This window comes from Nocardioides flavescens, assembly GCF_009823805.1.
Taxonomy (GTDB): domain Bacteria; phylum Actinomycetota; class Actinomycetes; order Propionibacteriales; family Nocardioidaceae; genus Nocardioides; species Nocardioides flavescens.
The window spans coordinates 120,897-134,583 of record NZ_WUEK01000010.1; the positions used below are offsets into that span (position 1 = coordinate 120,897).

A 13,687-nucleotide genomic window follows, 5' to 3' on the forward strand; every position below is an offset into this window, starting at 1 on the left:
GCAACCTCGTCGACCACCGTGACTGGCGTGTGACCCGGCCCACAGCCAGGTGACCCCGGACGACCCGACGGAACCGCGAGGCGACTCGGGAGTAACGTGCGACGGGTGAAGGGCTGGCAACAGCACGAGGCCGCCGTGGCGCGGCTCCGGGCGTCGTACGACGAGATCCCGGCCGGCGCTCCGGTGCGCCTGGCCAAGCGCACCTCCAACCTCTTCCGGCCCCGCGTCAAGGCCCAGGGCAAGGGCCTCGACGTCAGCGGCCTCGACGGCGTGATCGAGATCGACGTGGCCGGGCGCACCGCGCAGGTCCAGGGCATGTGCACCTACGAGGCGCTGGTCGACGCGACGCTGCCGCACGGCCTGATCCCGCTCGTCGTGCCGCAGCTGCGCACGATCACGCTCGGCGGGGCCGTGACCGGGCTGGGCATCGAGTCGACGAGCTTCCGCAGCGGACTGCCGCACGAGTCGGTGCTCGAGATGGACGTCTTCACCGGTGCCGGCGAGGTCGTCACGACCCGCCCGGGGGACGAGCTGTTCGACGCCTTCCCCAACAGCTACGGCTCGCTGGGCTACGCCACGCGCCTGCAGATCCGGCTCGAGGCGGTGCCCAGCCACGTCGAGCTGCGCCACGTCCGCTTCGACGACGCCGAGCTGCTGGCCAAGACCGTCGACGAGATCGTCGAGACCCGCTCCTACGACGGCCTGCAGGTCGACGGTCTCGACGGCACGGCGTTCGAGCCGGGCGAGCTCTACCTGACGCTCGCGCGGTGGGTGGCGACCGAGTCGGCCGACGAGCCGCCGACCGCCGGCGACCGCCCGGCCCGGCCGACCAGCCCGAGCGACTACACCGGGATGGACGTCTACTACCGCTCGATCCAGCAGCGAGAGACCGACCTGCTGACCACCTACGACTACCTCTGGCGCTGGGACACCGACTGGTTCTGGTGCTCGGGTGCGTTCGGGGTGCAGGACCCGCGCGTCCGCCGGCTGTGGCCGCGGCGCTGGCGGCGCAGCGACGTCTACCACCGCCTCGTCGGGCTCAACCAGCGCACCGGGTTCACGGACTGGCTCGACCGGCGCCAGGGCAAGCCCCAGCGCGAGATGGTGATCCAGGACGTCGAGGTGCCGCTGGCGGCGCTGCCGGAGTTCCTGGCGTGGTTCGACGCCGAGGTCGGCATGCGACCGGTGTGGCTCTGCCCGCTGGTCAGCCCCGGCACCTCCACCGGCGCCCAGTGGCCGGCGTACCCCCTCGAGCCGGGCGCGGTCTACGTCAACGTCGGCTTCTGGGGCACGGTCCACGTCGGCCCCGAGGCCCCGGACGCGCCGGTCAACCGCGCCATCGAGGCGAAGGTCGCCGAGCTCGGCGGCCACAAGTCGCTCTACTCCGAGGCGTTCTACGACCGCGAGACCTTCGACCGTCTCTACGACGGTCCCCACCTGGCCGCAGTGAAGCGGCGCTTCGACCCCGAGGACCGGTTCCTCAGCCTCTACGACAAGGCGGTGCGCAGACAGTGACCACCCACACCCAGACCTCCGACAGGCTCTCGATCGCCGATGCGCTCAACCTGCTGATGGCGCACCCGCTGCCGCTGCGGTTCACCGCCTTCGACGGCAGCGCGAGCGGCCCCGAGGACTCGCCGTACCGCCTGCACCTGGCGACCGAGCGCGGCCTGACCTACCTGCTCACCGCCCCCGGCGACCTCGGCTTCGGCCGGGCCTACGTCGCCGGCGATCTCGAGCTGCACGGCGTGCACCCCGGCGACCCCTACGAGGCGCTCAAGCTGGTGCAGTCGCACCTGTCGTTCCGCCGCCCCACCCCGGCCGAGGTCGCGCGGATCGTCCGCTCGCTGGGTCTCAGCCGGCTGCGCCCGGTCGCCCCGCCGCCGCAGGAGGCGCCGTCGCGGCTGCGCCGCGTCGTCGACGGCGTGCGGCACTCGCTGGGCCGCGACGCCGAGGCGATCCACTACCACTACGACGTCTCCAACGCCTTCTACGAGATGGTCCTGGGCCCGTCGATGGCCTACACCTGCGCGGTCTTCCCGACGGCGGAGACCAGCCTCGAGGACGCGCAGGCCGAGAAGTTCGACCTCGTCGCCCGCAAGCTGGACCTGAAGCCCGGCCAGCGGCTGCTCGACCTCGGCTGCGGCTGGGGTGGCATGGTGCGCCACGCGGCGCGGGAGTACGGCGTGCACGCGCTCGGCGTGACCCTCTCGCGCGAGCAGGCGACGTGGGCCCAGCGTGCGATCAAGGAGGAGGGGCTCGACCACCTCGCCGAGGTGCGCCACATGGACTACCGCCACGTGGAGGAGACCGGCTTCGACGCGATCTCCTCGATCGGGCTCACCGAGCACATCGGGGTCAAGAACTACCCGGCCTACTTCGCCTTCATCGAGGACCGGCTCAAGCCCCAGGGGCGCCTGCTCAACCACTGCATCACCCGCCACGACAACGTCTACCGACCGACGGGCGCCTTCCTCGACCGCTACGTCTTCCCCGACGGCGAGCTGATCGGCTCGGGCCGGATCATCGCGGACGTCCAGGACGCCGGCCTCGAGGTGCAGCACGAGGAGAACCTCCGCCCGCACTACGCCCTCACGCTGAAGCACTGGTGCCAGAACCTCGTCGACAACTGGGACGCCTGCGTCGCCGAGGTCGGCGAGGGCACCGCTCGGGTCTGGGGGCTCTACATGGCCGGCTCGCGCATCGGCTTCGAGCGCAACGACACCCAGCTGCACCACGTGCTCGCCACCAAGACCGTCGACGGCGTCAGCGACTACCCGCTGCGGCCGACGTGGCGGGTCTGACCTCGGGCGATACCGGGTGGGCTCGTCGTCCGGTGGTCGAGGGAGGACGAAGTCCTGCGGGTTCCGCTGGTTGAGGAAGGACGAAGTCCTGTCTCGAAACCACTGTCGGGGTCGGGTGGTTTCGAGACGGTCGCTAGCGCGACCTCCTCAACCACCGGGGCATCTCTGTGGGTGAGGAAGGACGAAGTCCTGTCTCGAGACCACCAGGTCTAGTGTGGACACGATGAGCACTCGGGCCCGCACGTACGACGCGCACGTGGTGCGCAGGGAACGGCTCTCGGCGCACCTGGTGCGCCTCGAGCTCGCCGTGGACGGCTTCGTCTCGACCGGGGTGCCCGACGAGTGGGTCGGGCTGGTCGTGCCGGGGCAGTTCCAGAGCCGCTACTACACCGTCCGCTCGTACGCCGACGGCCGGCTGCTGCTCGACGTGGTCGTGCACGAGACCGGCCTGGTGACCGAGTGGGTGCTGCGCGACGACTGCGCCGGCTCGACGGTGACGATCACCGAGCCGAAGGGCTCGTTCGAGCCGCCGGCGGACGCGCAGTGGCTGATGCTCGTCGGTGACCTCACCGCGCTGCCGGCGATCGCCCGGATCGCCGAGACCACCGACCTGCCGACGCGGGTGTGGGCCGAGGTGCCCGACCACCTGCCCGACTACCTGCCGAGCGACCTGGCCGTCACCTGGCGCGACGGGCACGGCGCCGGTCTCGCCGAGGTGGTCGAGGGCCTGGAGTGGCCCGAGGGCGAGGGGTACTTCTGGATGGCCGGCGAGTCGGCCCAGATGCGGGCGATCCGCACCCACCTGATGCGCGTGCGGGGCCTGCCCGCGGCGTCGTACGACGTGATGGGGTACTGGCGCGCCGCCGGGCGCCGCCAGCCGCGCGCGGTCGACCCGGGACCGATCTGGCGTGCGGGCAAGGCCGCGGGCCACAGCGACGAGCAGATCTGGGCGCGCTACGACGAGGCCCGCTCGTGAGCGACCAGGAGCAGCAGCCGCACCGCTCGGGGTTCGCCTCGTTCGTCGGGCGCCCCAACGCCGGCAAGTCCACGCTGACCAACGCCCTCGTCGGCAGCAAGGTCGCGATCACCTCCGACAAGCCGCAGACGACCCGCTCCGCGATCCGCGGCATCGTCCACCGCCCCGACGGCCAGCTGGTGCTGGTCGACACCCCCGGGCTGCACCGGCCACGCACGCTGCTCGGCGAGCGCCTCAACGACCTCGTGATGACCACGTGGGCCGAGGTCGACGTGGTGGCGGTGTGCTTCCCGAGCAACGAGAAGATCGGCCCCGGTGACCGGTTCATCGTCACCGAGCTGGCCAAGGTGCGTCGTACGACGAAGATCGCCGTGGCCACCAAGACCGACCTGGCCGAGCCCGAACGGATCGGTCAGCACCTGCTCGACATCCAGGCGCTCGGCGCCGACCTCGGCTTCGAGTGGCAGGAGATCGTGCCGGTCTCGGCGAAGTCGGGCGACCAGGTCTCCCTGCTCTCCGACCTGCTGGTGGGACTGCTGCCCGAGGGGCCGCCGCTCTACCCCGAGGGCGAGCTCACCGACTCCCCGGAGGAGACGCTGGTCGCCGAGCTCGTGCGCGAGGCCGCGCTCGACGGCGTGCGCGACGAGCTGCCGCACTCGATCGCCGTGGTGGTCGAGGAGATGGGGCTGCGCCCCGACCGTCCGGCCGACAAGCCGCTGCTCGACATCCACGCCAACCTCTACGTCGAGCGCGACTCCCAGAAGGGCATCGTGATCGGCCACAAGGGCGCCCGGCTGCGCCAGGTCGGCACGCGCGCCCGCACCCAGATCGAGGCCCTGCTCGGCACCCCGGTCTACCTCGACCTGCACGTCAAGATCGCCAAGGACTGGCAGCGCGACCCCCGCCAGCTGCGCAAGCTGGGGTTCTGATGGCCCAGCCCGAGACGGTGGAGACGGCGCAGGTGCCCGCGCCGGTCGCCGCCTGGCACCGGATCGCCGAGGCCCGCGACCCCGCGGGGCTCGCCGACCTGCTCGCCGACGACTGCGTCTTCCGCTCGCCGGCCGTGCACACGCCGCAGGAGGGCAAGGCCCTCACCACGGCGTACCTCTCCGCGGCGATCGTCGTCCTCGGACCGACGCTGGCCTACCACCGCCAGTGGTGTGCCGAGGGCTCCGCCGTCCTGGAGTTCAGCGCCGAGCTCGACGGTCTGGCCGTGCACGGTGTGGACATGCTGGCCTGGGGCACCGACGGCCGGCTCACGGAGTTCGCGGTGATGGTGCGGCCGGTCAAGGCGCTTCACGAGCTGATGGCTCAGATGGCGGCCCAGTTGCAGCGCTGAGCTCTGCGCAGAGTCCGAGAGAGCGTGGTTTCGAGACAGGACTTCGTCCTTCCTCAACCATCGGTGGTCGGGGAGACAGGACTTCGTCTTCCTCAACCACCGTGATGGTGGTTGAGGAGGTTGCGCAGCAACCGTCTCGAAACCACTCAGAGCTCGATCGAGAGCCCGACCTGCTCGAGGCTGAGGTCCCACAGCCGGGAGGCGAGGGTCTGGTCCTGGGCGCAGCGGCTGAGGCGGGCGGGGCCGACGGGACCGCGGGCCTCGCGCAGCCAGGTCGAGCCGGTGTAGGAGCCGGGCTCGGCCACGGTGGCGGCGTAGAGCGTGGGACGCGCGCCGGCGGTGGCCGACTGGAAGAGCAGCCGCGACCACACCGGTGCGGTCCAGCGGATCGGCGCGATGGCCCCGAGCCCGTCGCGGCTCGTGACCAGCCCCGTGGCGGAGACGCCGGGGTGGGCGGCGGTCGCGGTGAGGGGCGACCCGGCGGCCGCCGCGCGGCGCTGCAGCTCGAGCGCGAAGAGCAGGTCGGCGAGCTTGCTGTTGCCGTAGGCCTTGTCGGGGCGGTACGTCGCCGCGGGGTTGCCCTGCAGCACCGACTCGTCGCCCGCGTGGTGGGCGATGGACGAGACCGACACGACGCGCGGCGCCGACGCCTCGAGCAGGCGGGGGAGGAGCCGCGCGGTGAGGGCCACGTGGCCGAGGTGGTTGGTGCCGTACTGCAGCTCGAACCCGTCGGCCGTCTCGCGGTAGCGCGGCGGGGTCATCACGCCGGCGTTGTTGACCAGCAGGTCCACCGGCCGGTCGACGCCCTCGGCGAAGCGGCGCACGGAGTCGAGCGAGGCCAGGTCGAGCTCGGCGACCTCCGTCGAGCCGTCGATGCCGGCCGCCGCCTCGCGGCCGGCGCCCGTCTTGCGGCAGGCCAGCACGACGTGGGCGCCGTGCTCGGCCAGCGCCTTCGCGGTCTTGAGGCCGATGCCGGAGTTGGCGCCCGTCACCACCGCGGTGCGGCCGGAGAGGTCGGGCAGGTCGCGCTCGGTCCAGCTCACCTCGTCAGCCTAGGCAGGCCCACCCAGCGGGGTGGGTGGTTCCAGACAGGACTTCGTCCTTCCTCAACCACCGGAGCCGGTGGTTGAGGAGGCCGGCTACGGCCGTCTCGAAACCACGTCCTTCGGCGGGGCTCAGTCCTGGGCCCAGCAGCGGCCGTAGATCTGGCCGGCCTTCCACTGCGCCTTGCTCGGCCACTCGTAGCCCCACTCGTAGTCCAACGGGTCGTCGGCGAGGTCGCGGGCGGCGGAGGCGCAGTCGCCGTCCTCGCCGGCGGCGTCGACGCCCTTCACGGCCCGCACGCCGGGGTAGGCCTTCCCGAGGCTGGCGAGGTCGACGACGCTGATCGCGCGCCAGGTGTGGGACTCGCTGCAGAGCACCCGGGTGAACGCCGGGTCGTCGGGTGCGGCGGTGCCGCACATGGCGTAGGCGTCGCGGACGTCGCTGCGCTCCAGCGCCTCCGTCAGGTCGCCCTCGAGCGGGGCGATCTGGTCGTCGCCCGAGACGGCGACGACGTCGCAGCGGTACCACGACGCGCCGAGGTCGGACTCCTCCAGCGTCGGGGTGAACCACACCGCGCGCAGCATGCTGAGGCGCAGCTGGGCCGGTGTCGCGCCGAGGAAGCGCGGCAGGCCCTGCGGGCACGCCCGGGCCGCCTGGCGGCGCACCGTGTCGGAGTCGACCGCGAGCAGGTGACCGGCCGAGACGGCGTCGAGCGCGCCGACCGCGAAGGTCTGGCTGGTGTGCCGGCGCTTGCACCCGACGGGGGTGGCGGTCGTGCTGGCGGCGACGGCGTCGTCGTAGCTCAGCCGGTAGCACGCGCCCTCGGTCGGCGCGACCGGCGCCGGCTCGGGCGTGGGCTCGGCGCTGGTCGCACCAGACGCAGACCCGGACCCCGCGGCAGAGGCGGACGCAGAGGGGCTCTCGCTCGGCGTCGACTCCGCGGACGGCGACCCGCCGCCCGAGCAGCCGGCGAGGACGACCGCAGCGGTGAGGGCCGCCAGCGTCCGGAGCAGGGTGGGGGAGAGGCGCCTCATCCCGACGTCGCCGCCCAGCAGATCGAGCGCCGGTTGCCGGCGTCCCACTCGGGCTGGTGGAACCAGGTGAAGCCGTAGTCGAACTCCTTCGGGTAGCCCAGCCAGGCGGCGACGGAGTTGTAGCAGTAGTCCTCAGTCGTCCTCGCGACCGCGCGGTCGCCGGGGTAGGGGTCCTCGGGCTGGCCGACCTTGATGGTGGTGACGGCGCGCCAGTTGTGCGGCTCGGTGCACGGCACCTTGGGGGAGGCCTCGACGGAGGCGCCGTCGACGCAGGCCATCCAGGCGTCGTCGGGGCGGTCGGCCAGCAGCCCGGCCGCGGTGGTCGGCAGGTCGACGTACGCCTCGCTCTGCTCGCCGCCGCCGACGATGTCGCAGCGGTACCACCGCGCGCCGTCGGCCCAGGCCTTCTCGGACGGGCGGAACCACGCCCAGCTGACGATCGTGCGCATGACCGTGCTCTCGTCGGCGCCGAGGAACTGCTGGAACTGCCCCGAGCAGGTCGCGTAGGCCCAGGAGCCGAGCGCCTCGGAGTCCCAGCCGGCGTCCGCGAGCTCGGCGGGGACCTCGCCCACGGCGTAGGTCTCCGCGGTGTGCGGCTGGGCGCAGTCGACGACCGGGGAGGCGTTGGACGGCTGGTCCACGTCGTCGGGCTCCAGCACCCGGCAGGCGCCCTGGACCGGGGCCTCGACGGAGTCCACGAGACGGGCGTCGGTCTCGGAGCCGTCGCTGCTGCAGCCGGCGACCAGCCCGGTCCCGAGCAGGGTCGCGGCAGCCAGGAGCAGAGCCGGACGCACCCGGCCGAGCGTACCGGCGGGTGAACCGCGGACCGGCGAGGCGTCGAGGTGCGCTACCGTGACCACGTCATGTGGCGCACCCTTCTCCTTCGCCGCCGCAGCGAGGTCTGAGCCAGAGCCGGACCCCCTCGCTGCGGAGTGTCTGTGCGTGTCCGGCCCACCAGACCGCAGACCAGACCCGAGGATCCCCATGACCATCCCGTCCCAGAAGCCCAGCACCATGCCGTGGCAGCGCTACTCGGCGTTCCCGCCGATCGACCTGCCCGACCGCACGTGGCCGTTCAAGACCATCACCCAGGCGCCGCGCTGGCTCTCCACCGACCTGCGCGACGGCAACCAGGCCCTCATCGACCCGATGAACCCCGCCCGCAAGATGGCGATGTTCGACCTGCTCGTGAAGATGGGCTACAAGGAGATCGAGGTCGGGTTCCCCTCGGCCAGCGAGACCGACTTCTCCTTCGTGCGCCAGCTCATCGAGGGCGACAAGATCCCCGACGACGTCACGATCTCCGTGCTGACCCAGGCCCGCGAGGACCTCATCGAGCGCAGCGTGCAGTCGCTCATCGGCGTCCCGCGCGCCAACATCCACCTCTACAACGCGCTGGCACCGCTCTTCCGCCGCGTGGTGTTCCGGGCCGGCAAGGACGAGATCAAGGACATCGGCGTCCGCGGCACAGAGCTGGTCATGAAGTACGGCGACGCCCACCTCGACATGACCGTCATCGGCTACGAGTACAGCCCCGAGATCTTCACCTCGACCGAGCTGCCGTTCTCCCTCGAGGTCTGCGAGGCGGTCAGCGACGTGTGGCAGCCCGAGGACGGTCGCGAGATCATCCTCAACCTCCCCGCCACCGTCGAGGTCGCGACCCCCAACGTCTACGCCGACCAGATCGAGTGGTTCTCCCGCCAGCTGACCCGGCGCGAGAACACCGTCATCAGCCTGCACCCGCACAACGACCGCGGCACCGCCGTCGCCGCCACCGAGCTGGCGATGATGGCCGGCGCCGACCGCGTCGAGGGGTGCCTGTTCGGCCACGGCGAGCGCACCGGCAACGTCGACCTGGTGACGCTGGGCATGAACCTGTTCAGCCAGGGCATCGACCCGCAGGTCGACTTCTCCGACATCGACGAGATCCGCCGCACGGTGGAGTACTGCACCCAGCTGCCCGTCCACCCGCGCCACCCGTACGCCGGCGACCTGGTCTACACGGCGTTCTCCGGCTCCCACCAGGACGCCATCAAGAAGGGCCTCGAGGACCTCGAGCGCCAGGCCGAGGAGCGGGGCGTCGAGGTCGGGTCGCTGCTGTGGGAGGCGCCGTACCTCCCCATCGACCCCAAGGACGTCGGTCGCACCTACGAGGCGGTCATCCGGGTCAACAGCCAGTCCGGCAAGGGCGGGGTCGCCTACGTCCTCAAGGCCGAGCACAAGCTCGACCTGCCGCGCCGGGCGCAGATCGAGTTCAGCCGCGTCGTGCAGGAGCGCACCGACGCCGAGGGCGGCGAGATGACCTCCGAGGCGATCTGGTCGGTCTTCCGCTCGGAGTACCTCGACCGCACCGCCCCGCTCGAGCTCGACTCGGTCCACACCTCCTCGGCCGCGGGCCAGCGCGACGCGCTCGACGTCGACGTGCGCGTGGACGGCGAGGCCCGCTCGCTGCACGGCGAGGGCAACGGCCCGCTCTCGGCGTTCTGCGCCGCGATCAACGAGCTGCCTCAGGAGTGGGACGTGCGCATCCTCGACTACGCCGAGCACGCGCTCACCGCGGGCGGCGACAGCCTCGCCGCGGCGTACGTCGAGTGCGCGGTGCGCGACGGGGTCTTCTGGGGGGTCGGCATCGACGCCAACATCGTCACCGCCTCGCTGAAGGCCGTCGTCTCCGCGGTCAACCGCGCCGGCTGACGAGGTCACGGCGGAGTCCAGCCCGCGTCGCCGAGTCGGCGACGCGGGCTGCGTCTCCGTAGAATCGGAGTCATGATGCGCCGGATCGACCTGCGCGGCGAGCGTCCCGAGGACTACCGGGACGTCGTACCGCGCGCCGACTTCGACATCGAGGCTGCGGTCCCGGCGGTCCACGCGATCTGCGAGGACGTGCGCACCCGCGGCATGACCGCGATCCACGAGCTGTCCGAGCGCTTCGACGGCGTCGCCCTCGACGACATCCGCATCGACAAGGCCACGCTCGCCGACGCCCTCGAGCGCCTCGATCGCGACGTGCTGGCCGGGCTCGAGGAGTCGATCCGGCGGCTGCGCGCGACGTGCGCGGCCGAGCTGGAGCACGACGTCGTCACCGACCTCGGCCCCGGTGCCCGGGTGACCCACCGCAAGGTGGCCGTCGACCGCGTGGGGCTCTACGTCCCCGGCGGGCTCGCGCCGCTGGTCTCCAGCGTGCTGATGAACGTCGTGCCCGCGCAGACCGCGGGCGTGCGCTCGATCGCGCTGGCCAGCCCGCCCCAGAAGGAGTTCGGCGGGCTCCCGCACCCGACCATCCTCGCCGCGTGCGCACTGCTCGGCGTCGACGAGGTCTACGCCGTCGGCGGCGCCCAGGCGATCGCGATGTTCGCCTACGGCGTCGGCCCCTGCCGTCGCGTCGACCTGGTCACCGGCCCGGGCAACATCTACGTCGTCACGGCCAAGCGGCTGCTCAAGGGGCAGGTCGGCATCGACTCCGAGGCCGGCCCGACCGAGATCGCCGTGCTGGCCGACGCCAGCGCCGACCCCGCCTACGTCGCCTCGGACCTCATCAGCCAGGCCGAGCACGACCCGCTGGCGGCCTCGGTGCTGGTGACCCCGTCCGAGGAGCTCGTCGAGCAGGTCAGCGCGGAGCTCGACCGGCAGGTGGCGGCCACCCGGCACCAGGAGCGGATCCGCACCGCCCTCGGCGGCCGGCAGTCGGCGTTCGTGCTCGTCGAGGACCTCGAGCAGGGCCTCGACGTGGTCGACGCCTACGCCGCCGAGCACCTCGAGATCCAGACCGACGACGCCGCGAGCTGGGCCGCGCGCGTGCGCAACGCGGGCGCGATCTTCGTCGGCCCGCACGCCCCGGTCTCCCTCGGCGACTACTGCGCCGGCTCCAACCACGTGCTGCCCTCCGCGGGCTGCGCCTGCCACTCCTCGGGACTGTCGGTGCGCGCCTTCACCAAGTCGGTGCACGTCGTCGACTACTCCCGCGAGGCCCTGGCCGAGGTGGCCGACCACGTGGTCACGCTGGCCGAGGCCGAGGACCTGCCCGGGCACGGCGCGGCCGTGCGCGCGCGGTTCCCGCGGTGAGGCGCGTCCCGTGACCTTCCCACCGCTGCGCGAGGAGCTGCGGGGCCTCGAGCCGTACGGCGCACCGCAGCTCTCGCCCGAGCTCGTGCCCGTGCAGCTCAACGTCAACGAGAACCCCTACGGTCCCTCGCCCGAGTGCGTCGCCGACATCGCCGCCTCGGTGGCGGCCGCCGCGACGACCCTCAACCGCTACCCCGACCGCGAGTTCGTCGAGCTGCGGGCCGAGCTCGCGGCGTACCTCTCGCGCGACACCCCGCACGGCATCGCGCCCGAACAGGTGTGGGCGGCCAACGGCTCCAACGAGGTCATGCTGCAGCTGCTGCAGGCCTACGCCGGCCCGGGCCGCTCGGCGCTGAGCTTCGCGCCGACGTACTCGATGTATCCCGAGTACGCCCGCGACACCGGCACGCGCTGGGTGCAGGGCCGTCGCGAGGACGACTTCTCGCTCGACCTCGCTCGCGCGCGCGACCTCGTCGAGTCCGAGCAGCCCGCCGTGGTGCTGCTGCCCAGCCCCAACAACCCCACCGGCACCGCGCTGCCGCCCGAGGCCGTCTCCATGCTGTGCGAGGCCGCGGGCGACGGGCTCGTGGTGGTCGACGAGGCCTACGGCGAGTTCCGCCGTGCCGGGGTGCCGAGCGCCCTCGAGCTGCTGCCCGAGCACCGCAACCTCGTCGTCACGCGCACGATGAGCAAGGCGTTCGCGCTGGCGGGTGCCCGGCTGGGCTACCTCGCCGCCGACCCCGCGCTGTGCGACGGCATCCGCGTCGTGCGCCTGCCCTACCACCTCTCCGCGGTCACCCAGGCCGTCGCGCTCGCCGCGCTGCGCCACCGCGACGAGCTGCTCGGCAAGGTCGACGAGCTGCGCGCCGAGCGCGACGCGCTGGTCGACTGGCTGCGCGGCGAGGGGTTCGAGGTCGCCGACAGCGACGCCAACTTCGTGCTGTTCGGCGAGCTGGCGGACCGGCACGCCGTCTGGCAGGCGATGGTCGACCGGGGCGTGATCGTGCGCGAGACCGGCCCCGAGGGGTGGCTGCGGGTCTCGGTCGGCACGCCGGATGAGATGAAGACGTTCAAGGTGAGCCTCACCGCTGCGGTGGCCGAGGTGACGCAGGACCACGCGACGGAGGAGCAGGCATGAGCCGCACGGCCAGGATCGAACGCGCCACCAGCGAGTCCAAGGTGCTCGTCGAGGTCGACCTCGACGGCTCCGGGCGCCACGACATCTCGACCGGTGTCGGCTTCTACGACCACATGCTCACGGCGTTCGCGCGCCACGCGCTGGTCGACCTGACGGTGCAGACCGACGGCGACGTGCACATCGACGCCCACCACACCGTCGAGGACACCGCCATCGCCCTCGGCCAGGCGCTGCGGCAGGCGCTCGGCGACAAGGTCGGCATCCGCCGCTTCGGCGACGCCACCGTGCCGCTCGACGAGGCGCTCGTCCAGGCCGTCGTCGACGTCTCGGGCCGCCCCTACTGCGTGCACACCGGCGAGCCCGAGGGGCAGCAGTACGTCGCCCTCGGCGGCTCCGGCGTGTCCTACCTCGGCTCGCTGACCCAGCACGTCTTCGAGACCCTCGCCTTCCACGGCCACTTCGCGCTGCACGTGCGGGTGCTGGCCGGCCGCGAGCCGCACCACCTCGTCGAGACGCAGTTCAAGGCCTTCGCCCGGGCCTTCCGCGACGCCGTCGCGATCGACCCGCGCGAGACCGGCATCCCCTCGACCAAGGGCGCGCTCTGAAGACGAAACCTCGCGTCGTCGTCCTCGACTACGGCTCCGGCAACCTGCGCTCCGCCGTCCGCGCGGTGGAGCGGGCGGGCGCCGAGGTCGAGCTGACCGGCGACCGCCACGCCGCTGAGGCGGCCGACGGCCTGCTCGTGCCCGGCGTCGGGGCCTACGCCGCGTGCATGGAGGGGCTGCGCGCTGTCGACGGTCCGCGCGCGATCGGGCGCCGGCTCTCGGGCGGGCGGCCCGTGCTCGGCATCTGCGTCGGCATGCAGGTGCTGTTCGCGCGCGGCATCGAGCACGGCGTCGAGACCGAGGGCTGCGACGAGTGGCCCGGGCTGGTCGAGCGGCTCCAGGCTCCCGTCGTACCCCACATGGGCTGGAACACCGTCGAGGTGCCCGAGTCGTCGCGGATGTTCGCGGGCCTCGAGGACGAGCGGTTCTACTTCGTGCACTCCTACGGCGTGCGCAGCTGGGAGCTGGAGACCAACGGGCGCACGACGGCGCCGAAGGTCACCTGGGCGACCCACGGCGGCGACTCCTTCGTCGCCGCGGTCGAGAACGGCCCGCTCTGGGCCACCCAGTTCCACCCCGAGAAGTCCGGCGACGCCGGCGCCGCCCTGCTCCGCAACTGGGTCGAGACGCTGTGAGGCTCACCTTGGCGGCGGAATCCCAGCATCTGCTGGGAATGCCAACGTTC

The 13,687-nt window shown here is 72.4% G+C and carries 13 protein-coding genes; 10 read left to right on the forward strand and 3 right to left on the reverse strand.

Annotated features, from left to right (window positions below; all coding sequences use genetic code 11):
• Window positions 1-105 precede the first annotated feature (105 nt).
• From GRQ65_RS16125 to GRQ65_RS16145, 5 genes are all read left to right on the forward strand, one after another.
• On the forward strand, window positions 106-1,515 hold the full coding sequence (locus GRQ65_RS16125; RefSeq protein ID WP_160879010.1) for an FAD-binding protein: 1,410 nt from the start codon (window positions 106-108) through the stop codon (window positions 1,513-1,515).
• Window positions 1,512-2,804 carry a class I SAM-dependent methyltransferase gene (locus GRQ65_RS16130; protein ID WP_337191790.1) on the forward strand — a complete coding sequence of 431 codons (1,293 nt, stop codon included), beginning with the start codon at window positions 1,512-1,514 and terminating at the stop codon, window positions 2,802-2,804. The genes GRQ65_RS16125 and GRQ65_RS16130 overlap by 4 nt, the downstream gene beginning before the upstream one ends.
• Before the next feature lie 223 nt (window positions 2,805-3,027).
• A complete protein-coding gene (locus tag GRQ65_RS16135; protein WP_160879011.1) occupies window positions 3,028-3,780 on the forward strand; it encodes a siderophore-interacting protein in 753 nt (250 codons plus the stop codon).
• Window positions 3,777-4,709 (forward strand): GTPase Era, encoded by a 933-nt coding sequence (gene era / locus GRQ65_RS16140; RefSeq protein ID WP_160879012.1) that lies wholly within the window; start codon window positions 3,777-3,779, stop codon window positions 4,707-4,709. The genes GRQ65_RS16135 and era overlap by 4 nt, the downstream gene beginning before the upstream one ends.
• Window positions 4,709-5,119 carry a nuclear transport factor 2 family protein gene (locus GRQ65_RS16145; protein WP_160879013.1) on the forward strand — a complete coding sequence of 137 codons (411 nt, stop codon included), beginning with the start codon at window positions 4,709-4,711 and terminating at the stop codon, window positions 5,117-5,119. The genes era and GRQ65_RS16145 overlap by 1 nt, the downstream gene beginning before the upstream one ends.
• 146 nt (window positions 5,120-5,265) lie before the next feature.
• Here GRQ65_RS16145 and GRQ65_RS16150 read toward each other — a convergent pair whose 3' ends face one another.
• From GRQ65_RS16150 to GRQ65_RS16160, 3 genes are all read right to left on the reverse strand, one after another.
• The gene (locus GRQ65_RS16150; protein ID WP_160879014.1) at window positions 5,266-6,162 is read right to left on the reverse strand and encodes an oxidoreductase; all 897 of its coding nucleotides are present in this window, start codon (window positions 6,160-6,162) and stop codon (window positions 5,266-5,268) included.
• Between the two features lie 132 nt (window positions 6,163-6,294).
• Complete coding sequence (locus GRQ65_RS16155; protein ID WP_160879015.1) at window positions 6,295-7,197, reverse strand: septum formation family protein; 903 nt, start codon at window positions 7,195-7,197, stop codon at window positions 6,295-6,297.
• Window positions 7,194-7,991 (reverse strand): septum formation family protein, encoded by a 798-nt coding sequence (locus tag GRQ65_RS16160; protein WP_337191791.1) that lies wholly within the window; start codon window positions 7,989-7,991, stop codon window positions 7,194-7,196. The genes GRQ65_RS16155 and GRQ65_RS16160 overlap by 4 nt, the downstream gene beginning before the upstream one ends.
• 190 nt (window positions 7,992-8,181) lie before the next feature.
• Between GRQ65_RS16160 and leuA the strand changes: the two genes are divergently transcribed.
• The 5 genes from leuA to hisH all read left to right on the forward strand — a co-directional run bounded on the left by leuA (window position 8,182) and on the right by hisH (window position 13,637).
• Entirely contained in the window at window positions 8,182-9,891 is a 1,710-nt protein-coding gene (leuA, locus tag GRQ65_RS16165) for a 2-isopropylmalate synthase (RefSeq protein WP_160879017.1), read from the forward strand.
• Between the two features lie 72 nt (window positions 9,892-9,963).
• Window positions 9,964-11,259 carry a histidinol dehydrogenase gene (gene hisD / locus GRQ65_RS16170; protein ID WP_160879018.1) on the forward strand — a complete coding sequence of 432 codons (1,296 nt, stop codon included), beginning with the start codon at window positions 9,964-9,966 and terminating at the stop codon, window positions 11,257-11,259.
• A gap of 10 nt (window positions 11,260-11,269) precedes the next feature.
• Window positions 11,270-12,397, forward strand: coding sequence for a histidinol-phosphate transaminase (locus tag GRQ65_RS16175; protein WP_160879019.1), 1,128 nt, complete (start codon window positions 11,270-11,272; stop codon window positions 12,395-12,397).
• A complete protein-coding gene (gene hisB, locus GRQ65_RS16180; RefSeq protein ID WP_160879020.1) occupies window positions 12,394-13,002 on the forward strand; it encodes an imidazoleglycerol-phosphate dehydratase HisB in 609 nt (202 codons plus the stop codon). Before GRQ65_RS16175 ends, hisB begins: the two co-directional genes overlap by 4 nt.
• On the forward strand, window positions 12,999-13,637 hold the full coding sequence (gene hisH / locus GRQ65_RS16185; protein WP_160879077.1) for an imidazole glycerol phosphate synthase subunit HisH: 639 nt from the start codon (window positions 12,999-13,001) through the stop codon (window positions 13,635-13,637). Before hisB ends, hisH begins: the two co-directional genes overlap by 4 nt.
• Window positions 13,638-13,687: the final 50 nt, after the last annotated feature.

Coding starts and splice junctions, on each gene's coding strand:
- GRQ65_RS16145 (WP_160879013.1), top strand. CDS start 4,709: ATGGCCCAGCCCGAGACGGTGGAGACGGCGCAGGTGCCCGCGCCGGTC.
- leuA (WP_160879017.1), top strand. CDS start 8,182: ATGACCATCCCGTCCCAGAAGCCCAGCACCATGCCGTGGCAGCGCTAC.
- hisD (WP_160879018.1), top strand. CDS start 9,964: ATGATGCGCCGGATCGACCTGCGCGGCGAGCGTCCCGAGGACTACCGG.
- GRQ65_RS16135 (WP_160879011.1), top strand. CDS start 3,028: ATGAGCACTCGGGCCCGCACGTACGACGCGCACGTGGTGCGCAGGGAA.
- GRQ65_RS16155 (WP_160879015.1), bottom strand. CDS start 7,197: ATGAGGCGCCTCTCCCCCACCCTGCTCCGGACGCTGGCGGCCCTCACC.
- hisB (WP_160879020.1), top strand. CDS start 12,394: ATGAGCCGCACGGCCAGGATCGAACGCGCCACCAGCGAGTCCAAGGTG.